Raw genomic sequence first — 20,899 nt, forward strand, 5'->3', positions numbered from 1 at the left:
GATGGCTTTGGCGATAAAGGCATATTAGTCGGCATCTCTCGTGCCTGGCTAACCTTTGCCTGTCTTCCCAGGAACTGCTGCCATGCTTGCCCAATTGTCGTTCTCCGGCCTTGACTGGCTACCCATCCTGCTCGGTGTCGGTATCGCCTACATCGTCTTTGGTATCGCTGGTTTCGGCACCGCGTTGGTGGCCGGCCCGGTGCTGATCCACTTCATGCCGCTGTCGCGGATCATCCCGTTGCTGGTGTTGCTGGACTTCGTCGCCGCGTTCGGCAACCTGCTGCCATCGCGCCGCGATGTGGTGCGGGGCGAGTTGCTGCGCCTGCTGCCGTTCATGGCCGTGGGCTGCACGCTGGGCGTGGTGTTCCTGCTGCAGCTCAAATCCGACCTGTTATTGCTGCTGATGGGCGTGTTCGTCACGGCCTACGCGCTATACGGGCTGGCGGTGAAGGTGCGGCCCGCCCGCTTGTCCGGGCTCTGGGCCGTGCCGATGGGAACGGCAGGTGGCCTGTTCGGTGCCCTTTTCGGCAGCGGCGGGTTTTTGTACGCCCTCTACCTGAGCGCTCGGCTGGACGTGAAGGAGCAGGTGCGTGCGACCCAGAGCGCGCTGATCAGTTGCAGCACGGTCGTGCGCCTGACGCTGTTCCTGATCGCTGGCGTCTATGCCGATCAAGGCCTGCTGCTGCTCGCCGCCTGCTTGCTGCCCGTCATGTTCGTCGGTCTCTGGGTAGGGCGCCGCCTGACCAGCCGGCTGTCCCGTGAAGCCTTCGTGCGCTTGGTCACCTGGTTGGTGCTGGCCAGCGGCCTGGCGTTGATCGGTCGCTACCTGAGCGCCTGAGCGGTAGAATTGCGTCATTACCGCGGTTTTTCAGGCTTGTCCCGTTCATGAACACCCAGAGCATCATCGTTCCCAAACTGTCTACCGTCCCAGTGCACGAGGCCCGCGCCCGCGCCATTCTGCGCTGGCTGGTGCGCGAGAAAGTCGTCGAGGAGCAGCTCACCACCTGTGGCCGCACCGGCAACCGCATGGGCCATGCCCTGGCTGCGGGGGCGCGCAAAGTGGCCCTGCACCCGGAAAAACTGCCCTTCGGCGAGCAGGTGAACGGCCTGGAAGTGATGCTTAAACGCTGCATCTACACCCCCACCGAGGGCTTCCTCGAAGAAGCCGGTTGCCCGGAGTGCCGGCGCGAGGTGGGCGAGCCGCTGTTCGAAAGCCTGGAAGAGTGGATGCCGGCAGTGAGCGACAACTTCACCTGCCCGCTGTGCGGCTTCGAAGATGACATCAATGGCTTCATTTACCTGCAGCCATGTGCCTTTTCCAACCTGGGGTTCATCTTCAACAACTGGGGCGAGGCCGGGTTCACCCCGGCCTTTCTCGACAGCTTCGCCGACTGGCTCGACCAGCCGGTGACGGTGGTACAGGTAAAACTGCCACAAGGCTGACCGAAGGCCCTTATTTTGCATTGAGCGGCGCGCCGTGCATGAGTATAATGGCGCGCTTCCATTTTTCCCGCCCGGGAGCCCCCGCGATGCTGCGTATCAGCCAAGAAGCCCTGACCTTCGACGATATCCTCCTTGTACCTGGCTATTCCGAGGTACTGCCTAATGAAGTCAGTCTCAAGACCCGTTTGACCCGTGGCATCGAGCTGAACATTCCGCTGGTTTCCGCCGCCATGGATACCGTGACCGAAGCGCGTCTGGCCATTGCCATGGCCCAGGAAGGCGGCATCGGCATCATCCACAAGAACATGACCATCGAACAGCAGGCCGGCGAAGTGCGCAAGGTCAAGAAGTTCGAGGCTGGCGTGGTCAAGGACCCGATCACCATCGACGCCGACGCCACCGTGCGCGATCTGTTCGAGCTGACCCGCCTGAACAACATCTCCGGCGTTCCGGTGCTGGCCAACGGCGACCTGGTCGGTATCGTCACCTCCCGTGACGTGCGCTTCGAAAACCGTCTGGATGCCAAAGTGCGCGACGTGATGACGCCGAAAGAGCGCCTGGTCACCGTCCGCGAAGGCGCCGACAAGAACGAAGTCCGCGAGCTGCTGCACAAGCACCGCCTGGAAAAAGTCCTGATCGTCGACGACAAGTTCAACCTCAAGGGCATGATGACCGTCAAGGACATCGAAAAGGCCAAGGCCTACCCGCTGGCCAGCAAGGACGACCAAGGTCGCCTGCGCGTCGGCGCCGCCGTCGGCACTGGCAAGGACACCGGCGAGCGCGTTGCTGCCCTGGTGGCCGCCGGCGTTGACGTGGTCGTGGTCGACACCGCCCACGGTCACTCCAAAGGCGTGATCGACCGTGTGCGCTGGGTCAAGGAAACCTACCCGCAAGTGCAAGTGATCGGTGGCAACATCGCCACTGGCGCCGCAGCCAAGGCCCTGGCCGAAGCGGGCGCTGACGCCGTCAAGGTCGGCATCGGCCCAGGCTCCATCTGCACCACCCGTATCGTTGCCGGTGTCGGCGTGCCGCAAATCAGCGCCATCGCCAACGTCGCCGCCGCACTGGAAGGCACTGGCGTGCCTCTGATCGCCGACGGCGGTATCCGCTTCTCCGGCGACCTGTCCAAGGCCATCGTTGCCGGTGCTTCCTGCGTGATGATGGGTTCGATGTTCGCCGGTACCGAAGAGGCACCGGGTGAAGTCGAGCTGTTCCAGGGCCGTTCCTACAAGGCCTACCGCGGCATGGGTTCGCTGGGTGCCATGGCACAGGCGCAAGGCTCCTCCGACCGTTACTTCCAGGACTCCTCGGCCGGCGCCGAGAAGCTGGTACCGGAAGGCATCGAAGGCCGCGTTCCTTACAAAGGCGCCCTGGCCGCGATCATTCACCAGCTGATGGGCGGCCTGCGTTCGTCCATGGGCTACACCGGCAGCGCAACCATCGAAGAGATGCGCACCAAGCCGGAATTCGTGCGCATCACCGGGGCCGGCATGGCCGAGTCCCACGTGCATGACGTGCAGATCACCAAAGAAGCCCCTAACTACCGCGTAGGCTGAGGCTTCTAGCAACATCAGCAAGCGGGGCTGTCACGACAGCCCCGCGTCGTTTCCGATTTCCACTGACGAGATTGAGTCATGGCCCTCGACATTCACGCTCACCGCATCCTGATCCTCGATTTCGGTTCCCAGTACACTCAGCTGATCGCCCGCCGCGTGCGCGAAATCGGCGTGTACTGCGAACTGCACCCATTCGACATGGACGATGAAGCGATCCGCGAATTCAACCCGCGCGGCATCATCCTCGCCGGCGGCCCCGAGTCGGTTCACGAAGCCAACAGCCCGCGCGCGCCGCAGGCCGTGTTCGACCTGAACGTACCCGTGCTGGGCATCTGCTACGGCATGCAGACCATGGCCGAGCAGATGGGCGGCAAGGTCGAAGGTTCCGACCTGCGTGAATTCGGTTATGCCCGCGTAGACGTGGTCGGCAAGAGCCGCCTGCTCGACGGCATCGAAGACCACGTCGACGACGACGGCGTGCTGGGCCTGGACGTGTGGATGAGCCACGGCGACAAGGTTACCCAGATGCCGGGCAACTTCCACGTACTGGCCAGCACCCCAAGCTGCCCGATCGCCGGCATGTTCGACGACACTCGCGGCTACTACGGCGTGCAGTTCCACCCGGAAGTGACCCACACCAAGCAGGGCGGTCGCATCCTGTCCCGCTTCGTGCAGGACATCTGCGGCTGTGAAGCCCTGTGGACCCCGTCCAACATCGTTGAAGACGCCATCGCCCAAGTGCGTGAGCAAGTGGGTTCGGCCAACGTCCTGCTGGGCCTGTCCGGCGGCGTCGACAGCTCGGTGGTTGCCGCGCTGCTGCACCGCGCCATCGGCGACCAGCTGACCTGCGTATTCGTCGACAACGGCCTGCTGCGCCTGCACGAAGGCGACCAGGTAATGGCCATGTTCAAGGAGAACATGGGCGTCAAGGTGATCCGTGCCGACGCTGAAAAGCAGTTCCTCGACAACCTGGAAGGCGAAGCCGACCCAGAGAAGAAGCGCAAGATCATCGGCCGCACCTTCATCGACATCTTCGATGCCGAAGCCAGCAAGCTGGAGAACATCCAGTTCCTCGCCCAGGGCACCATCTACCCGGATGTGATCGAGTCGGCGGGCGCCAAGAGCGGCAAGGCCCACGTGATCAAGTCGCACCACAACGTCGGTGGCCTGCCGGAGGAAATGAACCTCAAGCTGGTCGAGCCGCTGCGTGAACTGTTCAAGGACGAAGTGCGCAAGATTGGCCTGGAGCTGGGCCTGCCGTACGACATGGTCTATCGCCACCCGTTCCCGGGCCCGGGCCTGGGCGTGCGTATCCTCGGTGAAGTGAAGAAGGAATACGCCGACATCCTGCGTCGCGCCGACCACATCTTCATCGAAGAACTGCGCAAGGCCGATTGGTACCACAAGACCAGCCAGGCGTTCGTGGTGTTCCAGCCGGTCAAGTCGGTCGGTGTGGTTGGCGATGGCCGTCGCTACGCCTGGGTCGTGGCCCTGCGTGCCGTCGAGACCGTGGACTTCATGACCGCGCGTTGGGCGCACCTGCCGTACGAGCTGCTGGAAACCGTCAGCGGCCGTATCATCAACGAAATCGACGGTATCTCGCGCGTTACCTACGACGTGTCGAGCAAGCCGCCAGCCACCATCGAGTGGGAATGAGTTGAGCCACAAGGGCGCCGCAAGGCGCCCTTGTCGTATCTGGCTACAGATTATGCTCGCGGTTCAAAGGCATACATGCTGCAAACCGCGGCGTGACAAGGCGCCGCTCAACTGCTCCAGGCCGTCCAGGCGACGTCCGCTGATCCATGGCCAGTCAGCCTTTTCGATGTAGATGTAACGCCCGTCCTGGTGCACTGGGGTGTACTTCAGTTGCCCGTCGTTGCTTCGATGGACCAGGTTCAGTTGGCCGTCGTGGTCGCTGAAAGTAAAGCTGCCCTTGTTCACCAGCGCTGATTCCAGGTTGCCGCTGCCCATCGCTTTCTGGGCTATCGCAACCTGTACCCGCAAGTCACTCTGAACGTGTTGCACAGTGAGATCGTCTCTGGCCATCGTGCGTCCTGGGTCGACGTCTATACCGCCCACTTTGCCGATTTCGATGTCTTCGAAGCGCAGCCCGATAGCGCCTTGCAATTCGCTCAGCCCGGGCACGCCTTCGAAGGTATTCGCGTGGGTACTGCCCACCAGTGCCAGCCACTTGCCGGGGCCGCGGGTGGCCTGGTCGGCGTCGATGGTCAGGTGCGCGAAGTAGTTCATCATCTCTTGCCGAATCCGTGACGATGGCTTGCGCTCCCAAGCCTGGCGGTAGCTGGCCAGGCAGTCGATGGGCTGGATGCGGATGTTCTGTTTCTGGGCGGCAATCATTACTTGCTTGAAGGTGTAGCGGTTAGCAGGGTCGGTCCAGTGCCCTCCGTCCAAGATCGTCACATACGTCTCCAGGTCTTTGGGCATTTGCCCGGTGCGATTGAACAGGTCCAGATCCGCCTGCTGGAAGTCCGTGAGAAAATGCTCCATGTACAACACGCTGACCTTCTGTTTTTTCAGCAGCGCCATGTTGTCGATCAGAAAGCGTTTGCTGCCCAGTTGCGAATGGCTTTCACCGACTACCAGGCCGTGGCTGCGCTGATACAGGCTACGGATGATCTGTTTTGGGGACGACTCGCGGGGCAGCTCGGGCAGCACGGGGCGAGGTGGTAACTGCGCCTTTTCGAAGAACTGGCTGGCGTCAGTGGCCAAGGCATCGCGCCGCCTCCTGAACTCGACGTAGGGTTCATTGGCTACCGGATCAATGTCGGCAAAAATGCCGCTCAGTGCTCGGTCCTCGTCCCCTTGAGCGGCGGCTTTCAAGGCGCTGCGCATGGCCCGGGGAATTTCGTAGGGGCTGTCGGGCAGTTCGGCCGCGCTGGCTCCGGAAACCCTGCCCCAGCGGGCCAGCAGCTTGCGCGGCAACATGCCGCCGCGTAAGCCGGGGCGCTCGAGCGGCTGCCATTGCCCATCATTGCCCAGGCGGATAGGGACGTTGCGGTAGAAAGAAAACGGGTTCTGCGGGTCCACGACTACCCAGCTGTTCATTTGCGCGACAAAGCGAACCTGGTAGGGCAGTTCGTCGATCAAGGCGTAAAAGTTGCCGTTGTGGGTATAGATACCTTCCAGGGGGCCGCTACCAGCATTACCGACCAGTATTTCGTTGGTTTCGAAAGGCGCTAGCAGGGTGCCTTGATCGACAGGTCGGTGCGGTTCCGGGACCCAGGTGGCGACCTCGGCTGGCGTTGCTGGCTCAGTCTCTTCGGCGGTGTACGATGCTTCATCTGGCTCGACCGACAGCGTGGTTTCGGCGTTGCCAAGCTCCTCCAGAGGGTCGCCCGCCGAACCCGCAAGCAGGGTCGCGTCGAACAGGGTACCGATGGCGGCCAGCACGGCGCCAATCACCCCCTGCCTGCGCTCGGCGGTGGTATGGCCATTGATCGCCTGATCGATACTCAGGCCGGTCTCCGCGAGGCCCGCGCCCACCACCGCCAGGGCGATGGGCCAGGACACGGCAGCCATGGGGCCGACAATCTCGCCGAAGGCCTTGAGGTAGCCGATCCATAGTTGCTTGCGCAGGTCGGCATTGGAGCGCAGGGCGAACTTCGCATCGTGGGTCATGCGCGTGTGTGCGCAATCTCGCAAATGGCTGAATGCGTCACCTGAAACTGTCCGGTCGAGCTGATTGAGGCACTGGTGGTCGTTGCCGCCCCAGTTGAAGAACAGAAGGTCGATCATAGCGTTGAGGCCGACACTGCTGCCTTTCTGGTCGAGGGTGTCGAGCGAGAAGTGCCCCATGAAGCGCGCCCGGTTATCGGCCTGGTTGGTGTTCGACAGAACCCACCAGTAGAGCTCGCTGCGGTTGCGAAACAGGTGCAGGGCCTCAAGTTCTCCCGGTGTATAAAGCAACTGGTAGCCATCCTCCATCTCGACCCGGAGGATGTCCGTGGCCAGATGGCCACCGATATCGAAGGTACAAACGCGGTAGCCAGCGGCCGGCGTGGTCTGTTGTTGCAGTTGTTCAAGGTTCGGTGGCCAGCTGCTTGCCCCAGTCAGCGCGGTGGCGACCTTGCGGGCGCGCCTGGCCAGCTCGCTGTGGCCGGCGTCCGCGCTTACCTCCAGCACCTTGGCGAGAAAGTTGACTTTGGCCAGGGTGCGATAGTCGTCGGCATACCGCTGCCAGAAATCATCCAGGCGCTTGTGGAATTCGCCGCAGAAGTCGATCTCCCAGAAGTCTTGAAGCACATCCTGAGGGGCGATAGGGATTTCGTTGTGCTCGTCGAATACCTGCTTGTCCGCCCCGTCCTTGTAGAAACCGGTGAGATAGCTGAGCAAGTCGGCATTGTCCTGGTCATGGACGTCGAAGCGGTGCATGACCAACTGCGGGAGGGTCAGCGATTGAGCGGGTGTCTCGTAGTGCTCCCAACCGCTGAATGTCCGTGGGCTGCTCTTTGCGGTGTTGAAACGGTTGAGGTGAACCTGGTCAGGATCCAGTTGTACCTGGTGGTGCTTGAGCAGAATGGAAATGGCAGCATCGCGCGCCATCTGGCGCATGTCTGGGCAGGCGGCAACAAGGGGGGCGGCAATTTCCCGAAGCTGCTGGAGGGTTTCCTGGTGCTGGGGGGAGAAATCCATGGGTATTTACTCGACGAGGGTGAGGGGTCGAGCCTGCATTGGAGGCGGCTGCAGGTAGCGGTACATATCGCTTTGAAAGGGCGGCGACAACACTTCACTTAATATTTCTCACTTGCAGGTGTATCGTATTCGCCCTTCATCGCCAGCCCTGCTGGCAGGCTGATTGCGCAGAACACGAGGTACCCGCACCGATGTCCTTCACCCGTCGACAAATGCTCAAAGGTCTTACCGGCCTGGTTGTGGTTGGCCTGGGCGCCGGTGGTGCGGCGCGTTACTGGCTGGGCAAGGTCGAAGACGACAACGCCGGGCATGATTACGAGCTGATCGCAGCGCCCTTGGACGTCGAGCTCGTGCCCGGCTTCAAGACCGAGGCCTGGGCGTTTGGCCCTTCGGCCCCAGGTACCGAGCTGCGTGTGCGCCAGGGCACCTGGTTGCGGGTGCGTTTCATCAACCACCTGCCGGTCGAGACCACCATCCACTGGCACGGCATCCGCTTGCCGCTGGAAATGGACGGCGTGCCCTATGTCTCGCAGCTGCCGGTCAAGCCGGGCGAGTATTTCGACTACAAGTTCCGCGTGCCGGACGCCGGTAGCTACTGGTATCACCCGCATGTCAGCAGCTCCGAAGAGTTGGGGCGTGGTCTGGTCGGCCCGCTGATCGTCGAGGAGCGCGAGCCGACCGGTTTCCAGCATGAGCGCACGTTAAGCCTGAAAAACTGGCACGTGGACGAGCAGGGCGCCTGGCTGCCTTTCAGCATCCCGCGCGAGGCCGCGCGCAATGGTACCGCCGGGCGCTTGATCACCATCAATGGCCAGGCCAATTCGGTCACCGAGCTGCCGGCCGGCCAAGTGGTGCGGGTACGCCTGCTGAACCTGGACAACACCTGGACCTACCGCCTCAACCTCAAGGGCGACTGCGAGGCGAAAATCTATGCACTCGACGGCAACCCGGTGACCCCGCGCCCATTGGAAGACGACTACTGGCTCGGCCCGGGCATGCGCATCTGCCTGGCTATCCGTATTCCCGAAGCGGGTGAGGAGATCTCCCTGCGCGACGGTTTCGTGCGCTTGGGGACGCTGCGTTCAGTGGCCAGCAATGACGCGCCAAGCGACTGGCCGCCAGCGCTGCCGGCCAACCCGATCGCCGAGCCGGATCTGGCGAATGCCGAAAAGCTCAACTTCAATTTCGAGTGGGCGGCCAACGTCACGGTTACCCCTGACCCCGACAAGCCGTCGAGCATGTGGCAGATCAACGGCCAGGCCTGGGACATCACCGACAAGACCTGCGCCGACCGCCCCATCGCCACGCTGCAGAAGGGCAAGAGTTACATCTTCGAGTTGAAGAACATGACCCAGTACCAGCACCCGATCCACCTGCATGGCATGAGCTTCAAGGTGATCGGCTCCAACCGTCACGACATCAAGGAACCGTGGTTCACCGACACCTACCTGCTGGGCAAGAACGAGCGCGCCCAGGTTGCACTGGTGGCGGATAACCCAGGCACCTGGATGTTCCATTGCCACGTCATCGACCACATGGAAACCGGCTTGATGGCCGCGATCGCGGTGGTTTGATGCGCCCGCAGATCATCGATCGCAGTCGCGATCAGGAATTCATGCGCCTGGCCCTGGCCCTGGCGGCCGAGGGCGCGGCGTTGGGCGAGGTGCCGGTGGGTGCGGTGCTGGTGCAGCATGGTCAGGTGATCGGCCAAGGTTTCAACCGGCCGATCATCGACAGCGACCCAAGTGCGCACGCCGAAATGGTGGCCATTCGCGCTGCGGCGAAAGCGGCCAGCAACTACCGGCTGCCTGGCAGTACCCTGTACGTGACCCTGGAGCCGTGCAGCATGTGTGCAGGGCTGATCGTGCATTCGCGGGTGATGCGTGTGGTGTTTGGCGCGCTGGAGCCCAAGGCGGGGATTGTGCAGAGCCAGGGGCAGTTCTTCGGCCAAGGGTTCCTGAACCACCGGGTGATGGTGGAGGGTGGGGTGCTGGCGCAGGAGTGTGGGCAGATCCTCAGCGACTTCTTCAAGGCCCGCCGGGCCAAGGCTTAACTCTCAAGACAAGCGCGATTACCTGTGTAGGAGCAGCCTTGTGCTGCGAAGAGGCCGGTTTGGGCAACACTTTACTGTAACTTGGAGGGCCTCATCGCAGCACAAGGCTGCTCCTACACAGGAGATCAGCAGGCTTGAGGGTAGCGATGGCATTTACATCGGCGGCGACTGGTCCGCCGGTTTGTCCTTGTTCACCCCAGGCACATGCAGGTTGCCCTCGGCCACCTGGCCTTCGAGCTGCGGCTGGGTCACCCAGGTAAGGATGTCGTAGTAGCGGCGAATGTTGGCCACGAAGTGCACGGGCTCGCCGCCACGGGCATAACCGTACTTGGTCTGCCGGTACCACTGCTTCTGCGACAGGCGCGGCAGCATCTTCTTCACGTCCAGCCATTTGTTCGGGTTGAGCTTTTCGCGCTTGGCCAGGGTCCGCGCGTCTTCCAGGTGGCCGCTACCCACGTTGTAGGCAGCCAGGGCGAACCAGGTTCGGTCCGGCTCCTGAATGCTATCGTCGAGCTCTTCCTTGATCTTCATGAAGTACTTGGCGCCACCCTGAATGCTCTGCTTGGGGTCCAGGCGGTTGGAAACACCCATCGCCTGGGCGGTGCGCTGGGTCAGCATCATCAGGCCGCGTACGCCGGTCTTGGAGGTGACCTCCGGCTGCCACATCGACTCCTGGTAGCCGATGGCGGCCAGCAGGCGCCAGTCCACTTGCTCGACCTTGGCGTAGCTCTTGAAGTGTTTTTCGTACTTGGGCAGGCGCTGTTGCAGGTGCTGGGCGAAGGTGTAGGCACCGACATAGCCCAGTACGTCGACGTGGCCGTAGTAGCGGTCTTTCAGGCGCTGCAAGGTGCCATTCTTCTGCGCCTTGTCGAGAAACTCGTTGATTTCGTTGAGCAGGCTGTTGTCTTCGCCTGCCGCCACGGCCCAGCGCTGGTCGCGCGTATCACCCACGTCGAAGGCAACCCGGACGTTGGGGAAGTACACCTGGTTCATCGCCAGTTCGTTGGAGTCGACCAGGGTCAGGTCGATTTGCCCTTCATCCACCATGCGCAGCAGGTCGACCACCTCGACGGCGTCGGATTCTTCATATTCCAGGCCAGGGTTCTGCTTTTTCAGCTCGGCCAGCAGGTCGGCATGGCTGCTGCCTTTGAGTACCATGATTTTCTTGCCGACCAGGCCCTTGGCGTTGGTCGGGCGCGGGCGGCCATTGCGGTAGATGACCTGCGGGGTCACCTCCAGGTACGGGTGCGAGTACTTCACTTGGGTCTTGCGCCGCTCGCTGCTGACCAGGCCGGCCGCGGCCAGCACCGGGCCGGAGGGCTTGCCGAGGGAGTCGTACAGTTCGTCGAGGTTGTCGGCGGTCTCGATCTGCAGCTTTACGCCGAGATCTTCGGCGAAATGCTGGACCAGCTCGTATTCGAAGCCGGTTTCGCCGTTGCGGTCCTGGAAGTAGGTGGCCGGGCTGTTGCGGGTGATTACGCGCAGCACGCCGTCCTCCTTCACGCGCTCGAGGGTGCTGGGTTTTTCAACGCAGGCACCGAGCAGCAGAAAGAGTCCGGTTGCGAGAAGCCATTTGGCGCAACGCTGGCGCAAAGCAGTGTGGGCGAACATAGGTTGCAGTATACGCAAAGGACTGGCCCAACCATATCTCGACAACGGTTAGCTTGTCTGGTAGCGGTTTCTGTGGTGTGGGTGCCTGCCTATGGAGGTTTGGCGCCTGTGGGATCGGGCGCCGCCCGCGCGGCGCATCGCGAGCGAAGCTCGCTCCTACATTTGTTTCAGGCCAGTAACGCCTGTTACAGACGCGCGCGAACGCCTTGTTTGTACGACGCGCTATCGAGCCATGCACCAAGGCGTTCGCGCGCAAATCCCACGGGAATTACTGGCCCGAAACAAATGTAGGAGCGAGCTTCGCTCGCGATGCGCCGCGCGGGCGGCGCTCGATCTCACAGGCGCCGGGCTAGCAACGGCGAATACCTGAATTTTTGACCCGCAAGTCCGGTTCCGCCGCCCGGCAGCCGTGGCTTAGAGCAGGTGCCGAAAGCCATCGAAATAGGCTAGAATGCACGGCCTCTAAGCACACCCCTTCCTGAGGCTGTCCCGACGATGTTGATCCTGCGCGGCGCTCCTGCCCTTTCTGCCTTTCGCCACGGTAAATTACTCGAGCAACTGAGCCAGAAAGTCCCCGCTGTTACTGGTTTGTATGCCGAATTCGCCCATTTCGCCGATGTCGACGGCGAGCTGACCGCCGACCAGCAGCAGGTGCTGGGGCGTCTGCTCAAGTACGGCCCGAGCGTGCCGGTACAGGAGCCGACTGGCCGCCTGTTCCTGGTGGTACCGCGCCTGGGCACCATTTCGCCGTGGGCCAGCAAGGCCAGCGACATCGCTCACAACTGCGGCCTGCAGTCGATCCAGCGCCTGGAGCGCGGCATCGCCTACTACGTTGCCGGCACCCTGAGCGACGCTGACGCCGAGCTGATCGCCGCCGAGCTGCACGACCGCATGACCCAGCGCGTGCTCGGCCAACTGGAGCAGGCCGCCGACCTGTTCAGCCACGCCCAACCCAAGCCAATGACTTCGGTCGACATCCTGGGCGGTGGTCGCGAAGCGCTGGCCAAGGCCAACATCGACCTGGGCCTGGCCCTGGCCGAAGACGAAATCGACTACCTGGTCAATGCCTTCCAGGGCCTTAAGCGCAACCCGAACGACATCGAACTGATGATGTTCGCCCAGGCCAACTCCGAGCACTGCCGCCACAAGATCTTCAACGCCAGTTGGGACATCGATGGCCAGGCGCAGGAAAAAAGCCTGTTCGGCATGATCAAGAACACCTACCAGATGCACAACGAAGGTGTGCTGTCTGCGTACAAGGACAACGCCTCGGTCATCGTCGGCAACGTGGCCGGCCGGTTCTTCCCGAACCCTGAAACCCGCCAGTACGGCGCGGTGCAGGAGCCGGTGCACATTCTGATGAAGGTGGAAACCCACAACCACCCGACCGCCATCGCCCCGTTCTCCGGCGCGTCGACCGGCTCCGGCGGTGAAATCCGCGACGAAGGTGCTACCGGCCGTGGCGCCAAGCCCAAGGCTGGCCTGACCGGCTTCACCGTGTCCAACCTGCGTATCCCAGGCTTCGAACAGCCGTGGGAGCAGGCCTATGGCAAGCCAGAACGCATCGTCGACGCCCTCGATATCATGATCGAAGGCCCTCTGGGCGGCGCGGCGTTCAACAACGAATTCGGTCGCCCGGCCCTGACCGGTTACTTCCGTACCTTCGAGCAGGCCATCAACACCCCGCACGGCGAAGAAGTGCGCGGCTACCACAAGCCGATCATGCTCGCCGGCGGCATGGGCAACATCCGTGAAGACCACGTGCAGAAGGGCGAAATCACGGTCGGCGCCAAGCTGATCGTGCTCGGTGGCCCGGCCATGCTGATCGGCCTGGGCGGCGGCGCCGCTTCGTCGGTGGCTACCGGTGCCAGTTCGGCTGACCTGGACTTCGCTTCGGTACAGCGCGAAAACCCGGAAATGGAACGCCGTTGCCAGGAGGTCATCGACCGTTGCTGGCAGCTGGGCGACGCCAACCCGATCGCCTTCATCCACGACGTGGGCGCCGGCGGTATTTCCAACGCCTTCCCTGAGCTGGTCAACGACGGTGGCCGTGGTGGCCGCTTCGAGCTGCGCAACGTACCCAATGACGAGCCGGGCATGGCCCCGCACGAAATCTGGAGCAACGAATCGCAAGAGCGTTACGTGCTGGCTGTCAGCGCCGTCGACTTCGAGCGCTTCAAGGCCATTTGCGAGCGTGAGCGCTGCCCGTTCGCCGTAGTGGGCGAAGCGACTGAAGAGCCGCACCTGACCGTCAGCGACAGCCACTTCGACAACACCCCGGTGGACATGCCGCTGGACGTGCTGCTGGGCAAGCCGCCACGCATGCACCGCTCGGTTACCCGTGAAGCCGAGCTGGGCGATGACTTCGACCCGAGCAAGCTGGACCTGGACAACGCCGTCCAGCGTGTGCTGAACCACCCGGCCGTGGCCAGCAAGAGCTTCCTGATCACCATCGGCGACCGCACCATCACCGGCCTGGTTGCCCGCGACCAGATGGTCGGCCCGTGGCAGGTTCCGGTAGCTGACTGCGCCGTCACCGCCACCAGCTTCGACGTGTACACCGGTGAAGCCATGGCCATGGGCGAGCGTACCCCGCTGGCACTGCTGGATGCCCCGGCGTCCGGCCGCATGGCGATCGGCGAGACCATCACCAACCTGGCTGCTTCGCGCATCGACAAGCTGTCCGACATCAAACTGTCGGCCAACTGGATGTCCGCCGCTGGCCACCCAGGTGAAGACGCCCGTCTGTACGACACCGTCAAGGCCGTCGGCATGGAGCTGTGCCCGGAACTGGGCATCACCATTCCGGTCGGCAAAGATTCGATGTCGATGAAGACCAAGTGGAGCGACGAGGGCGTCGAGAAGAGCGTTACCTCGCCAATGTCGCTGATCATCACCGGCTTCGCCCCGGTGACCGACATTCGCAAGACCCTGACCCCGCAACTGCGCATGGACAAGGGCGAGACCGACCTGATCCTGATCGACCTGGGCCGTGGCAAGAACCGCATGGGCGCTTCGATCCTGGCGCAGACCTACGGCAAGATCGCGGCCCAGGCACCGGACGTCGACGACGCCGAAGACCTCAAGGCCTTCTTCGCCGTGATCCAGGGCCTGAACGCCGACGGCCACCTGCTGGCCTACCACGACCGTTCCGACGGCGGCCTGCTCACCACCGTGCTGGAAATGGCCTTTGCCGGCCACTGCGGCCTCGACCTGCAGCTCGACCCGCTGACCGACAGCAAAGGCGACGTACCGGCCATCCTCTTCAACGAGGAACTGGGCGCGGTCATCCAGGTTCGCCAGGATGCCACCCCGGACGTGCTGGCACAGTTCAGCGCCGCTGGCCTGGGTGAAGGTTGCGTGGCCGTGATCGGCAAGCCGGTCAACAACGGTGAAGTGTCCATCAGCCTGAACGGCGAGGTGCTGTTCGACGACGACCGCCGCATGCTGCAGCGCCAGTGGGCCGAGACCAGCTACCAGATCCAGCGCCTGCGCGACAACGCCGACTGCGCCGACCAGGAATTCGACCTGCTGCTCGAGGAAGACAACCCAGGTCTGTCGGTCAAGCTGGGCTTTGACGTCAACGACGACATCGCCGCGCCGTACATCAAGAAAGGCGTGCGCCCGCAAGTGGCCATCCTGCGCGAGCAGGGCGTCAACGGTCAGGTCGAGATGGCTGCTGCCTTCGACCGCGCCGGTTTCGCCGCCATCGACGTGCACATGAGCGATATCCTGGCTGGCCGCGTCGACTTCGAAACCTTCAAGGGCCTGGTCGCCTGCGGTGGCTTCTCCTACGGCGACGTGCTGGGTGCCGGTGAAGGCTGGGCCAAGTCGGCGCTGTTCAACAGCCGCGCCCGCGACGCCTTCCAGGCCTTCTTCGAGCGTACCGACAGCTTCGCCCTGGGCGTGTGCAACGGTTGCCAGATGATGTCCAACCTGCACGAGCTGATCCCGGGCACCGAGCACTGGCCGCACTTCGTGCGCAACCGCTCGGAGCAGTTCGAGGCGCGTGTGGCCATGGTCGAAGTGCAGAAGTCCAACTCGATCTTCCTGCAGGGCATGGCCGGTTCGCGCATGCCGATCGCCATCGCTCACGGTGAAGGCCATGCCGAATTCGCCAGCGAAGAGGCGCTGCTGGCTGCCGACCTGTCCGGTTGCGTGGCGCTGCGCTACGTCGACAACCACGGCAAGGTCACCGAAGCCTACCCGGCCAACCCGAACGGCTCGCCGCGTGGTATCACCGGCCTGACCAGCCGCGATGGCCGTGTGACCATCATGATGCCGCACCCGGAGCGTGTGTTCCGCGCTGTGCAGAACTCCTGGCGCCCGGACGAGTGGCAGGAAGATGCCGCACTGATGCGTATGTTCCGCAACGCACGGGTGTGGGTGAACTAAGGCGTGTACAAGCTCGCCTTCTTCGTCCCCGCCAGCCACGTGGAAGTGGTCAAGGCCGCTGTGTTCGCCGCCGGCGGCGGGCGCATCGGCGACTATGACCACTGCGCCTGGCAAACCTTGGGCCAGGGCCAGTTCCGCCCGTTGCACGGCAGCCAGCCGTTCCTCGGGCAAACAGGCCAGGTCGAGGTGGTGGAAGAGTGGAAGGTGGAGCTGGTGGTGGCTGACGGGCTGGTAGCCCAGGTCGTCGCTGCGCTGAAGCAGAGCCACCCGTACGAGACGCCAGCCTATGAAGTCTGGCAGCTCGCCGAGTTCTAGACCGCATCAAGGCTTTCGCGGGCACGCCCGCTCCCACAGGTATTGCACAACACATAAATATTGTGCGATTCCTGTGGGAGCGGGCGTGCCCGCGAAGAGGCCCTACGATCCAGCCACGATCTCTCTGCCAGGCCCCGGCCGCTTCAACCAGGCACAAGCCAGCAACCCCACCTCGAACAGTATCCACATCGGCACCGCCAGCATCGTCTGCGAAAACACATCCGGCGGCGTCAAGATCATCCCCACCACAAAGCACCCGACGATCACGTAGGGCCTGCTGCGCCGCAGTGTGGCCACATCGGCCAACCCCACCCAGACCACGATGAACGTCGCCACCGGGATCTCGAACGCCAACCCGAACGCCAGGAACAGCGCCAGGATAAAGTCCAGGTACTGGCTGATGTCGGTCATCATCGCCACGCCGTCCGGCGTCACGCTGGCAAAGAAGCCGAACATCATCGGGAACACCAGGAAAAACGCGAACGCCATGCCGGCATAGAACAGCACGATGCTCGACACCAGCAGCGGCAGGGCAATGCGCCGTTCACGGCGGTACAACCCCGGCGCCAGAAAGCCCCAGGCCTGGTGCAGCAGCAGCGGCATGGCCACGAACAGGGCGCACATCGCAGTCAGTTTGAACGGCGTCAGAAACGGCGAGGTGACGCTGGTGGCGATCATGCTCGCGCCTTCCGGCAAAAAGCGCCGAAGCGGCTCGGAGATGAGCGTGTACAGCGTTTGGGCGAAGGGGAACAAGCCGGCGAACACCAAGGCCACCAGCGCTAGACAACGCACCAGGCGTTTGCGCAGGTCGCGCAGGTGTTCGGTTAGCGGCATGCTGGCCGTCGTCTGCATGGCACTGCTCATGAGGCGTTTTCCTTGGCTAGCGCGACTGTAGCCGCATCATTGGCCGGCTCGGTATTCAGGCTGATGCCCTGGCGGATCTCCTGCTCCAGGCGCTGCAACGGTGCGCTGTCGAGGCTGGGCAGCTCGATTTCGCGCTCCACCTGCGTGCGCAAGGCGTGCATGGCCCGGCGCGCCTGGCCCAAGCCGCGGCCAAGGGTGCGTGCTGCTACCGGCAGGCGTTCCGGGCCTAGCACCAACAGGGCGACGACGCCGACCAGCAACAACTCGCTGAAGCCTACCTCGAACATCAGGCCTGACGGTCCGCTTGCGGCTGCTGCGTGGCCTGGCCGGTCAGCGGGGCCTCGCCTGGTGTACTGGTGTCATTGTCACCGCCCATGGACTTGCGAAAACCCTGGATCGCCTCGCCCACATCGCTGCCCAGGCCCTTGAGGCGCTTGGTACCAAACAGCAGGAACACGATCAGCAGTACGATCACCAGTTGCCAGATTCCAATGCCACCCATTGCGACCACTCCTGTAAGGTCATGAAAAGGAAGGGCAATCCTGCATCGTCTTGATGACATGCACATGACGAACGGGCATTGCCATCTACCTGCAACACACGGCGTGTTGACTGGCGTTTTCATTGCGCAAGCGAGGCACGCACGGATGGGCGGCAGGCAACAGCAGGGGGCGGCCCTGCTGATGGTGATGGTGGTGCTGGCCATGCTGGCGGCGGGCATGGCCTGGTTGGTGGAAGATGGCCGGCGCCAGGTTGACGAGGTGCGCCTGCTGCAGCAGCGGGTACAGGTGCGGGCCATGGAGCAGGCGGGCCTCGCCTATGCCGAGCAGGCCCTGCGCGACCCAGACTGGCGGCTTAGCCCACTGTTCTGGCAAGCCTTGCGCGGGCAGCCGCTGAATTACGATTTTGGCGCTGGCCAGGCGCAGTTGCGGGTAATCGACCAGCACACCTGCTTCAACGTCAATGCGTTGCTGGGGGCCGATGGCGAACGTGCCGAGCATCAGTTGCGTTACCTGCTGGGCGACGACATGGCCGCCGAACGCCTGGTCGATGCCCTGGCTGACTGGCTCGATGCCGACAGCGATACCCGCCTGCAGGGTGCCGAGAGCGCCCAGTACCTGCGTCAGCAAACTCCACGGCTGGCGGCCAACCAGCCGATGCTCGACACCAGCGAGCTGAACCTGTTGCTGGAGCCCGATGCCAGCCGCCAGGGCCGTTACCCGATGCTGTGCGCTTTGCCGCAGACCACTGGCTGGCGGCTGAACGCCAATGCGTTGGGGCTGGAGCATCTGCCGCTGCTGGAGGCGCTGTACGAAGGGCGATACCCGCGTGCATTGCTCAGCCGCATCATCAGCGGCCGGCCGGCGTCGGGGTACGTGGATGCGACCGCGCTGCGCCAGGCGCTGGGGGCGGTGGACGATGAAACGTTCGAACGGCTGAGCGAAGGGCTGCTGCTCAACAGTGGGTATTTCCTGTTGCAGCTGTCGTTCGAGGAAGAGGGGCGGGTGATGCGCAGCGAATTCCAAGTGGAGGCGCTGGGGGTGGTGCAATGGCATGCCCGGGTGCCGGCGCAGCAGGTGCGGGTGCGTAGCCGGGAGCCGATGGCCTGGTAGGGCTTGAGAGTGCCGGGGCTGCTGTGCAGCCCATTCGCGGCACAAGGCCGCTCCTACAAGGATCGCGTAACCCCTGTAGGAGCGGCCTTGTGCCGCGAATGGGCCGCAAAGCGGCCCCTGTACGCCGGACGATCAGACGGTACCGATCTCCCCACCATCATTACGCTGAATCACCACCGTCGCAGCCCGCGGCCTTACCGTGGCTCCAGCCGGCGTAGCATCGGTGGCCTTGTCGGTATACGGCCAGTTCCCCGGGTGCTGAATATTGACGAACAGCGTCTTGTTGTCCGGGGTAAAGGAAATCCCGGTCACCTCGCACTCGTTCGGCCCGACGAAGAAGCGGCGCAGGGCCACCTGGTTCTGGGCATTCACCGGCACCTGCTTGCCGCTGGCATCCACCAGGTCGGTGGGGATCACCGCCAGCAGTTGGTCGTTGGTGTAGTCGGTCAAGGTGCTTTCGCCGTTGTCGGTCTCGAACCACAAAATGCCACGGCTATCGAAGCTCATGCCGTCGGGGCTGGCGAACTGGTTCAGCTCGGTCAGGCCGGAGCGATTGATGTCGGCAGTACCGGCGGCGTTGGCGCCGAACACGAAGATGTCCCAGGTAAAGCTCAGCTGGTCGTCGCTGTCGTGCCAGCGAATGATGTGGCCGTGACGGTTCGGGCCTCGTGGGTTGGCCGCATCGACCTTGTCCGGGGTACGCGCGCTGTTGTTGGTCAGGGTCAGGTACACGTCGCCGTTCAGCGGGTTGACCGTGGTCCATTCCGGGCGGTCCATCGGCGTTGCACCCACGGCATCGCCAGCGCCACGGGTGTTGAGGATGATGCCGGGCAGGTCACCATACAGCGCGCCCAGGGTGCTGCCGCCCTTGGTGGCGGTGGCCACGTCCAGCAGCAACCATACGCCGGTGCCGTCGGCATTGAAGCGGGCCACGTAGAGCTTGCCCTGGTCGAGGTACTTGGCGCCGGTGGCCAGGCGGTCGGCTGGGTTGGCATCGGCGGCGTCCCACACGGCGGTGGACACCCACTTGTACAGGTACTCGTTGTTCGAGTCGTCACCCATGTACCACACCAGCGGCTTGCCCGCGACTGGCAGGCCCGGGGCACAGCCCTCGTGGCGGAAACGGCCCAGGGCGGTGCGCTTGGTGGCCAGGGTGCTGCTGTTGTACGGGTCGATCTCGACGATGTAGCCGTAGGTGCTGGCTTCGTTGCGGTAGTCGTCGGTGGCGCTGGCGCCCTTGACGGTCACGTCGAAACGGGCGAATTCGTCGGCCACTTCGCTGCTGTCACCGGCAGCGCTTTCCCACTTGTACTGGCCACTGGAGGTGCCCACGCCAATGCGGCGCTGGTCTTCGGGGCGGGTGCCCTTGTTGACGAAGATGCCAGGCCAGTTCTCTTCGCAGGTCAGGTAGGTGCCCCATGGCGTATAGCCGTTACCGCAGTTGTTGTTGGTGCCACGGCAGTGGGTGCCCGCGCTGGAGTACTTGGTCTTGACGTGCTCGGTGCCGCGCAGGGGGCCGGTGATTTCCATGCGCGAGGCGGTGGTGAAGCGGCGGTTCAGCGGGTCGTTGTCGACCACCTGCCAACGGCCACTGATTTTTTGCAGGCGTACCACGCCAGCACCGTGGGCGTTGATTTCCTTGCGCACTTCTTCGGCCGGGCGCTTGCCGTTGACATCGGTGGTCGGGCCGGCCGGGTGCAGGGCGGCGGTGTCGATGTATTCGAAGTTGATCGCCAGCAGGCCGTCTTCCGAGCTGCCGTTGATGGGGAAGAAATGCATGCCGTCATGGTGCATGCCCATGGCGTTGGCCTGGTCGGTCGAGGTGTTGCTGCCGTCGGACTTCCATGGGCTGCCGTTGCTGTTGATCGGCGTGCCCCAAGGCGCCAGCACGTAGGCGCTATAGCCCGCGGCGACGACACAGGCGTCGGTACGCGAACCCGGGATGGACTGGAAGCCCAACGCCAGTTTCGGCACTTCCGGCTCGGTAACGGGCGGCTCGGTCACCGGTGGCTCGGTGACCGGATCATCGTGATCGGAACCACCACCGTCGAAGCAGCCTGTCAGGCCGGTACCGGCGATCATGGCGATGGCGGCGCCCAGGCTGCCGCGCATCACGCTGCGGCGGCTCAGGTAGGCGTCCATGACGTTGGCCATCGGCAGGTTGCCGCTTTGGTTGCGGTCCAGGTTGTCGCCGGTATCTCGACTCATCAGGGTGTCCTTATGTTGGCTGAGTTGGAGGAAACCGCGACTTTAAGGCGCAAGTGTGATGATTCTTTGGCAGAAATGTTAACGAGCTTTTAAAACTGCCGGTTCTTAAATTCGCGGCCTACAGATCAAATTGGAATTGCTGTCGGATTTCTGCCATCAAACTGTAATGCCAACGCCGCAACATCCGG

Annotated in this window: 15 protein-coding genes; 9 read left to right on the plus strand and 6 right to left on the minus strand. The window is 63.3% G+C overall.

Annotation, left to right across the window (positions count from 1 at the left end; all coding sequences use genetic code 11):
• The first annotated feature begins 82 nt into the window (after positions 1–82).
• From ACNFBR_RS03835 to guaA, 4 genes are all read left to right on the plus strand, one after another.
• Positions 83–838, plus strand: a complete 756-nt coding sequence (locus ACNFBR_RS03835) for a sulfite exporter TauE/SafE family protein (protein WP_416733733.1) — start codon at positions 83–85, stop codon at positions 836–838.
• Between the two features lie 47 nt (positions 839–885).
• The gene (locus ACNFBR_RS03840; protein ID WP_416733734.1) at positions 886–1,443 is read left to right on the plus strand and encodes a sugar ABC transporter ATPase; all 558 of its coding nucleotides are present in this window, start codon (positions 886–888) and stop codon (positions 1,441–1,443) included.
• Positions 1,444–1,529: 86 nt separating this feature from the next.
• Positions 1,530–2,999: an IMP dehydrogenase gene (gene guaB / locus ACNFBR_RS03845; RefSeq protein ID WP_003255025.1), complete on the plus strand. Its 1,470-nt coding sequence runs from the start codon at positions 1,530–1,532 to the stop codon at positions 2,997–2,999.
• A gap of 78 nt (positions 3,000–3,077) precedes the next feature.
• Positions 3,078–4,655, plus strand: coding sequence for a glutamine-hydrolyzing GMP synthase (gene guaA / locus ACNFBR_RS03850; protein ID WP_416733735.1), 1,578 nt, complete (start codon positions 3,078–3,080; stop codon positions 4,653–4,655).
• A gap of 63 nt (positions 4,656–4,718) precedes the next feature.
• Here the strand turns inward: guaA and ACNFBR_RS03855 are convergent, their stop codons facing one another.
• Positions 4,719–7,652, minus strand: a complete 2,934-nt coding sequence (locus ACNFBR_RS03855) for a dermonecrotic toxin domain-containing protein (protein WP_416733736.1) — start codon at positions 7,650–7,652, stop codon at positions 4,719–4,721.
• A gap of 191 nt (positions 7,653–7,843) precedes the next feature.
• Between ACNFBR_RS03855 and ACNFBR_RS03860 the strand changes: the two genes are divergently transcribed.
• Both ACNFBR_RS03860 and tadA read left to right on the plus strand, forming a co-directional pair.
• The gene (locus tag ACNFBR_RS03860) at positions 7,844–9,226 is read left to right on the plus strand and encodes a multicopper oxidase family protein (RefSeq protein WP_416733737.1); all 1,383 of its coding nucleotides are present in this window, start codon (positions 7,844–7,846) and stop codon (positions 9,224–9,226) included.
• Positions 9,226–9,705, plus strand: a complete 480-nt coding sequence (gene tadA, locus ACNFBR_RS03865) for a tRNA adenosine(34) deaminase TadA (protein ID WP_416733738.1) — start codon at positions 9,226–9,228, stop codon at positions 9,703–9,705. The genes ACNFBR_RS03860 and tadA overlap by 1 nt, the downstream gene beginning before the upstream one ends.
• 153 nt (positions 9,706–9,858) lie before the next feature.
• Here the strand turns inward: tadA and mltF are convergent, their stop codons facing one another.
• Positions 9,859–11,316, minus strand: coding sequence for a membrane-bound lytic murein transglycosylase MltF (gene mltF, locus ACNFBR_RS03870; RefSeq protein WP_416733739.1), 1,458 nt, complete (start codon positions 11,314–11,316; stop codon positions 9,859–9,861).
• A gap of 495 nt (positions 11,317–11,811) precedes the next feature.
• Here mltF and purL point away from each other — a divergent pair, with 495 nt between their 5' ends.
• Together purL and ACNFBR_RS03880 are read left to right on the plus strand one after the other, a co-directional pair.
• Positions 11,812–15,711: a phosphoribosylformylglycinamidine synthase gene (gene purL, locus ACNFBR_RS03875; protein WP_416733740.1), complete on the plus strand. Its 3,900-nt coding sequence runs from the start codon at positions 11,812–11,814 to the stop codon at positions 15,709–15,711.
• 3 nt (positions 15,712–15,714) lie between these two features.
• Positions 15,715–16,026, plus strand: coding sequence for an NGG1p interacting factor NIF3 (locus ACNFBR_RS03880; protein WP_416733741.1), 312 nt, complete (start codon positions 15,715–15,717; stop codon positions 16,024–16,026).
• A 102-nt stretch (positions 16,027–16,128) separates the two neighbouring features.
• Here ACNFBR_RS03880 and tatC read toward each other — a convergent pair whose 3' ends face one another.
• The 3 genes from tatC to tatA are packed head-to-tail and all read right to left on the minus strand — an operon-like array spanning position 16,129 to position 17,392.
• A complete protein-coding gene (tatC, locus tag ACNFBR_RS03885) occupies positions 16,129–16,890 on the minus strand; it encodes a twin-arginine translocase subunit TatC (protein WP_416733742.1) in 762 nt (253 codons plus the stop codon).
• Positions 16,887–17,177 carry a Sec-independent protein translocase protein TatB gene (gene tatB, locus ACNFBR_RS03890; RefSeq protein ID WP_416733743.1) on the minus strand — a complete coding sequence of 97 codons (291 nt, stop codon included), beginning with the start codon at positions 17,175–17,177 and terminating at the stop codon, positions 16,887–16,889. The genes tatC and tatB overlap by 4 nt, the downstream gene beginning before the upstream one ends.
• Positions 17,177–17,392, minus strand: coding sequence for a twin-arginine translocase TatA/TatE family subunit (gene tatA, locus ACNFBR_RS03895; RefSeq protein ID WP_416733744.1), 216 nt, complete (start codon positions 17,390–17,392; stop codon positions 17,177–17,179). The genes tatB and tatA overlap by 1 nt, the downstream gene beginning before the upstream one ends.
• A gap of 145 nt (positions 17,393–17,537) precedes the next feature.
• On the opposite strand from tatA, the gene gspK reads away from it, so the two are divergent.
• Positions 17,538–18,503, plus strand: coding sequence for a type II secretion system minor pseudopilin GspK (gene gspK, locus ACNFBR_RS03900; RefSeq protein WP_416733745.1), 966 nt, complete (start codon positions 17,538–17,540; stop codon positions 18,501–18,503).
• A gap of 132 nt (positions 18,504–18,635) precedes the next feature.
• On the opposite strand, the gene ACNFBR_RS03905 is transcribed toward gspK, so the two are convergent.
• On the minus strand, positions 18,636–20,711 hold the full coding sequence (locus ACNFBR_RS03905; protein WP_416733746.1) for a PhoX family protein: 2,076 nt from the start codon (positions 20,709–20,711) through the stop codon (positions 18,636–18,638).
• Between the last annotated feature and the right edge of the window lie 188 nt (positions 20,712–20,899).

The sequence above is a fragment of the Pseudomonas sp. NY11955 genome (genome assembly GCF_048068035.1).
Taxonomy (GTDB): Bacteria; Pseudomonadota; Gammaproteobacteria; order Pseudomonadales; family Pseudomonadaceae; genus Aquipseudomonas.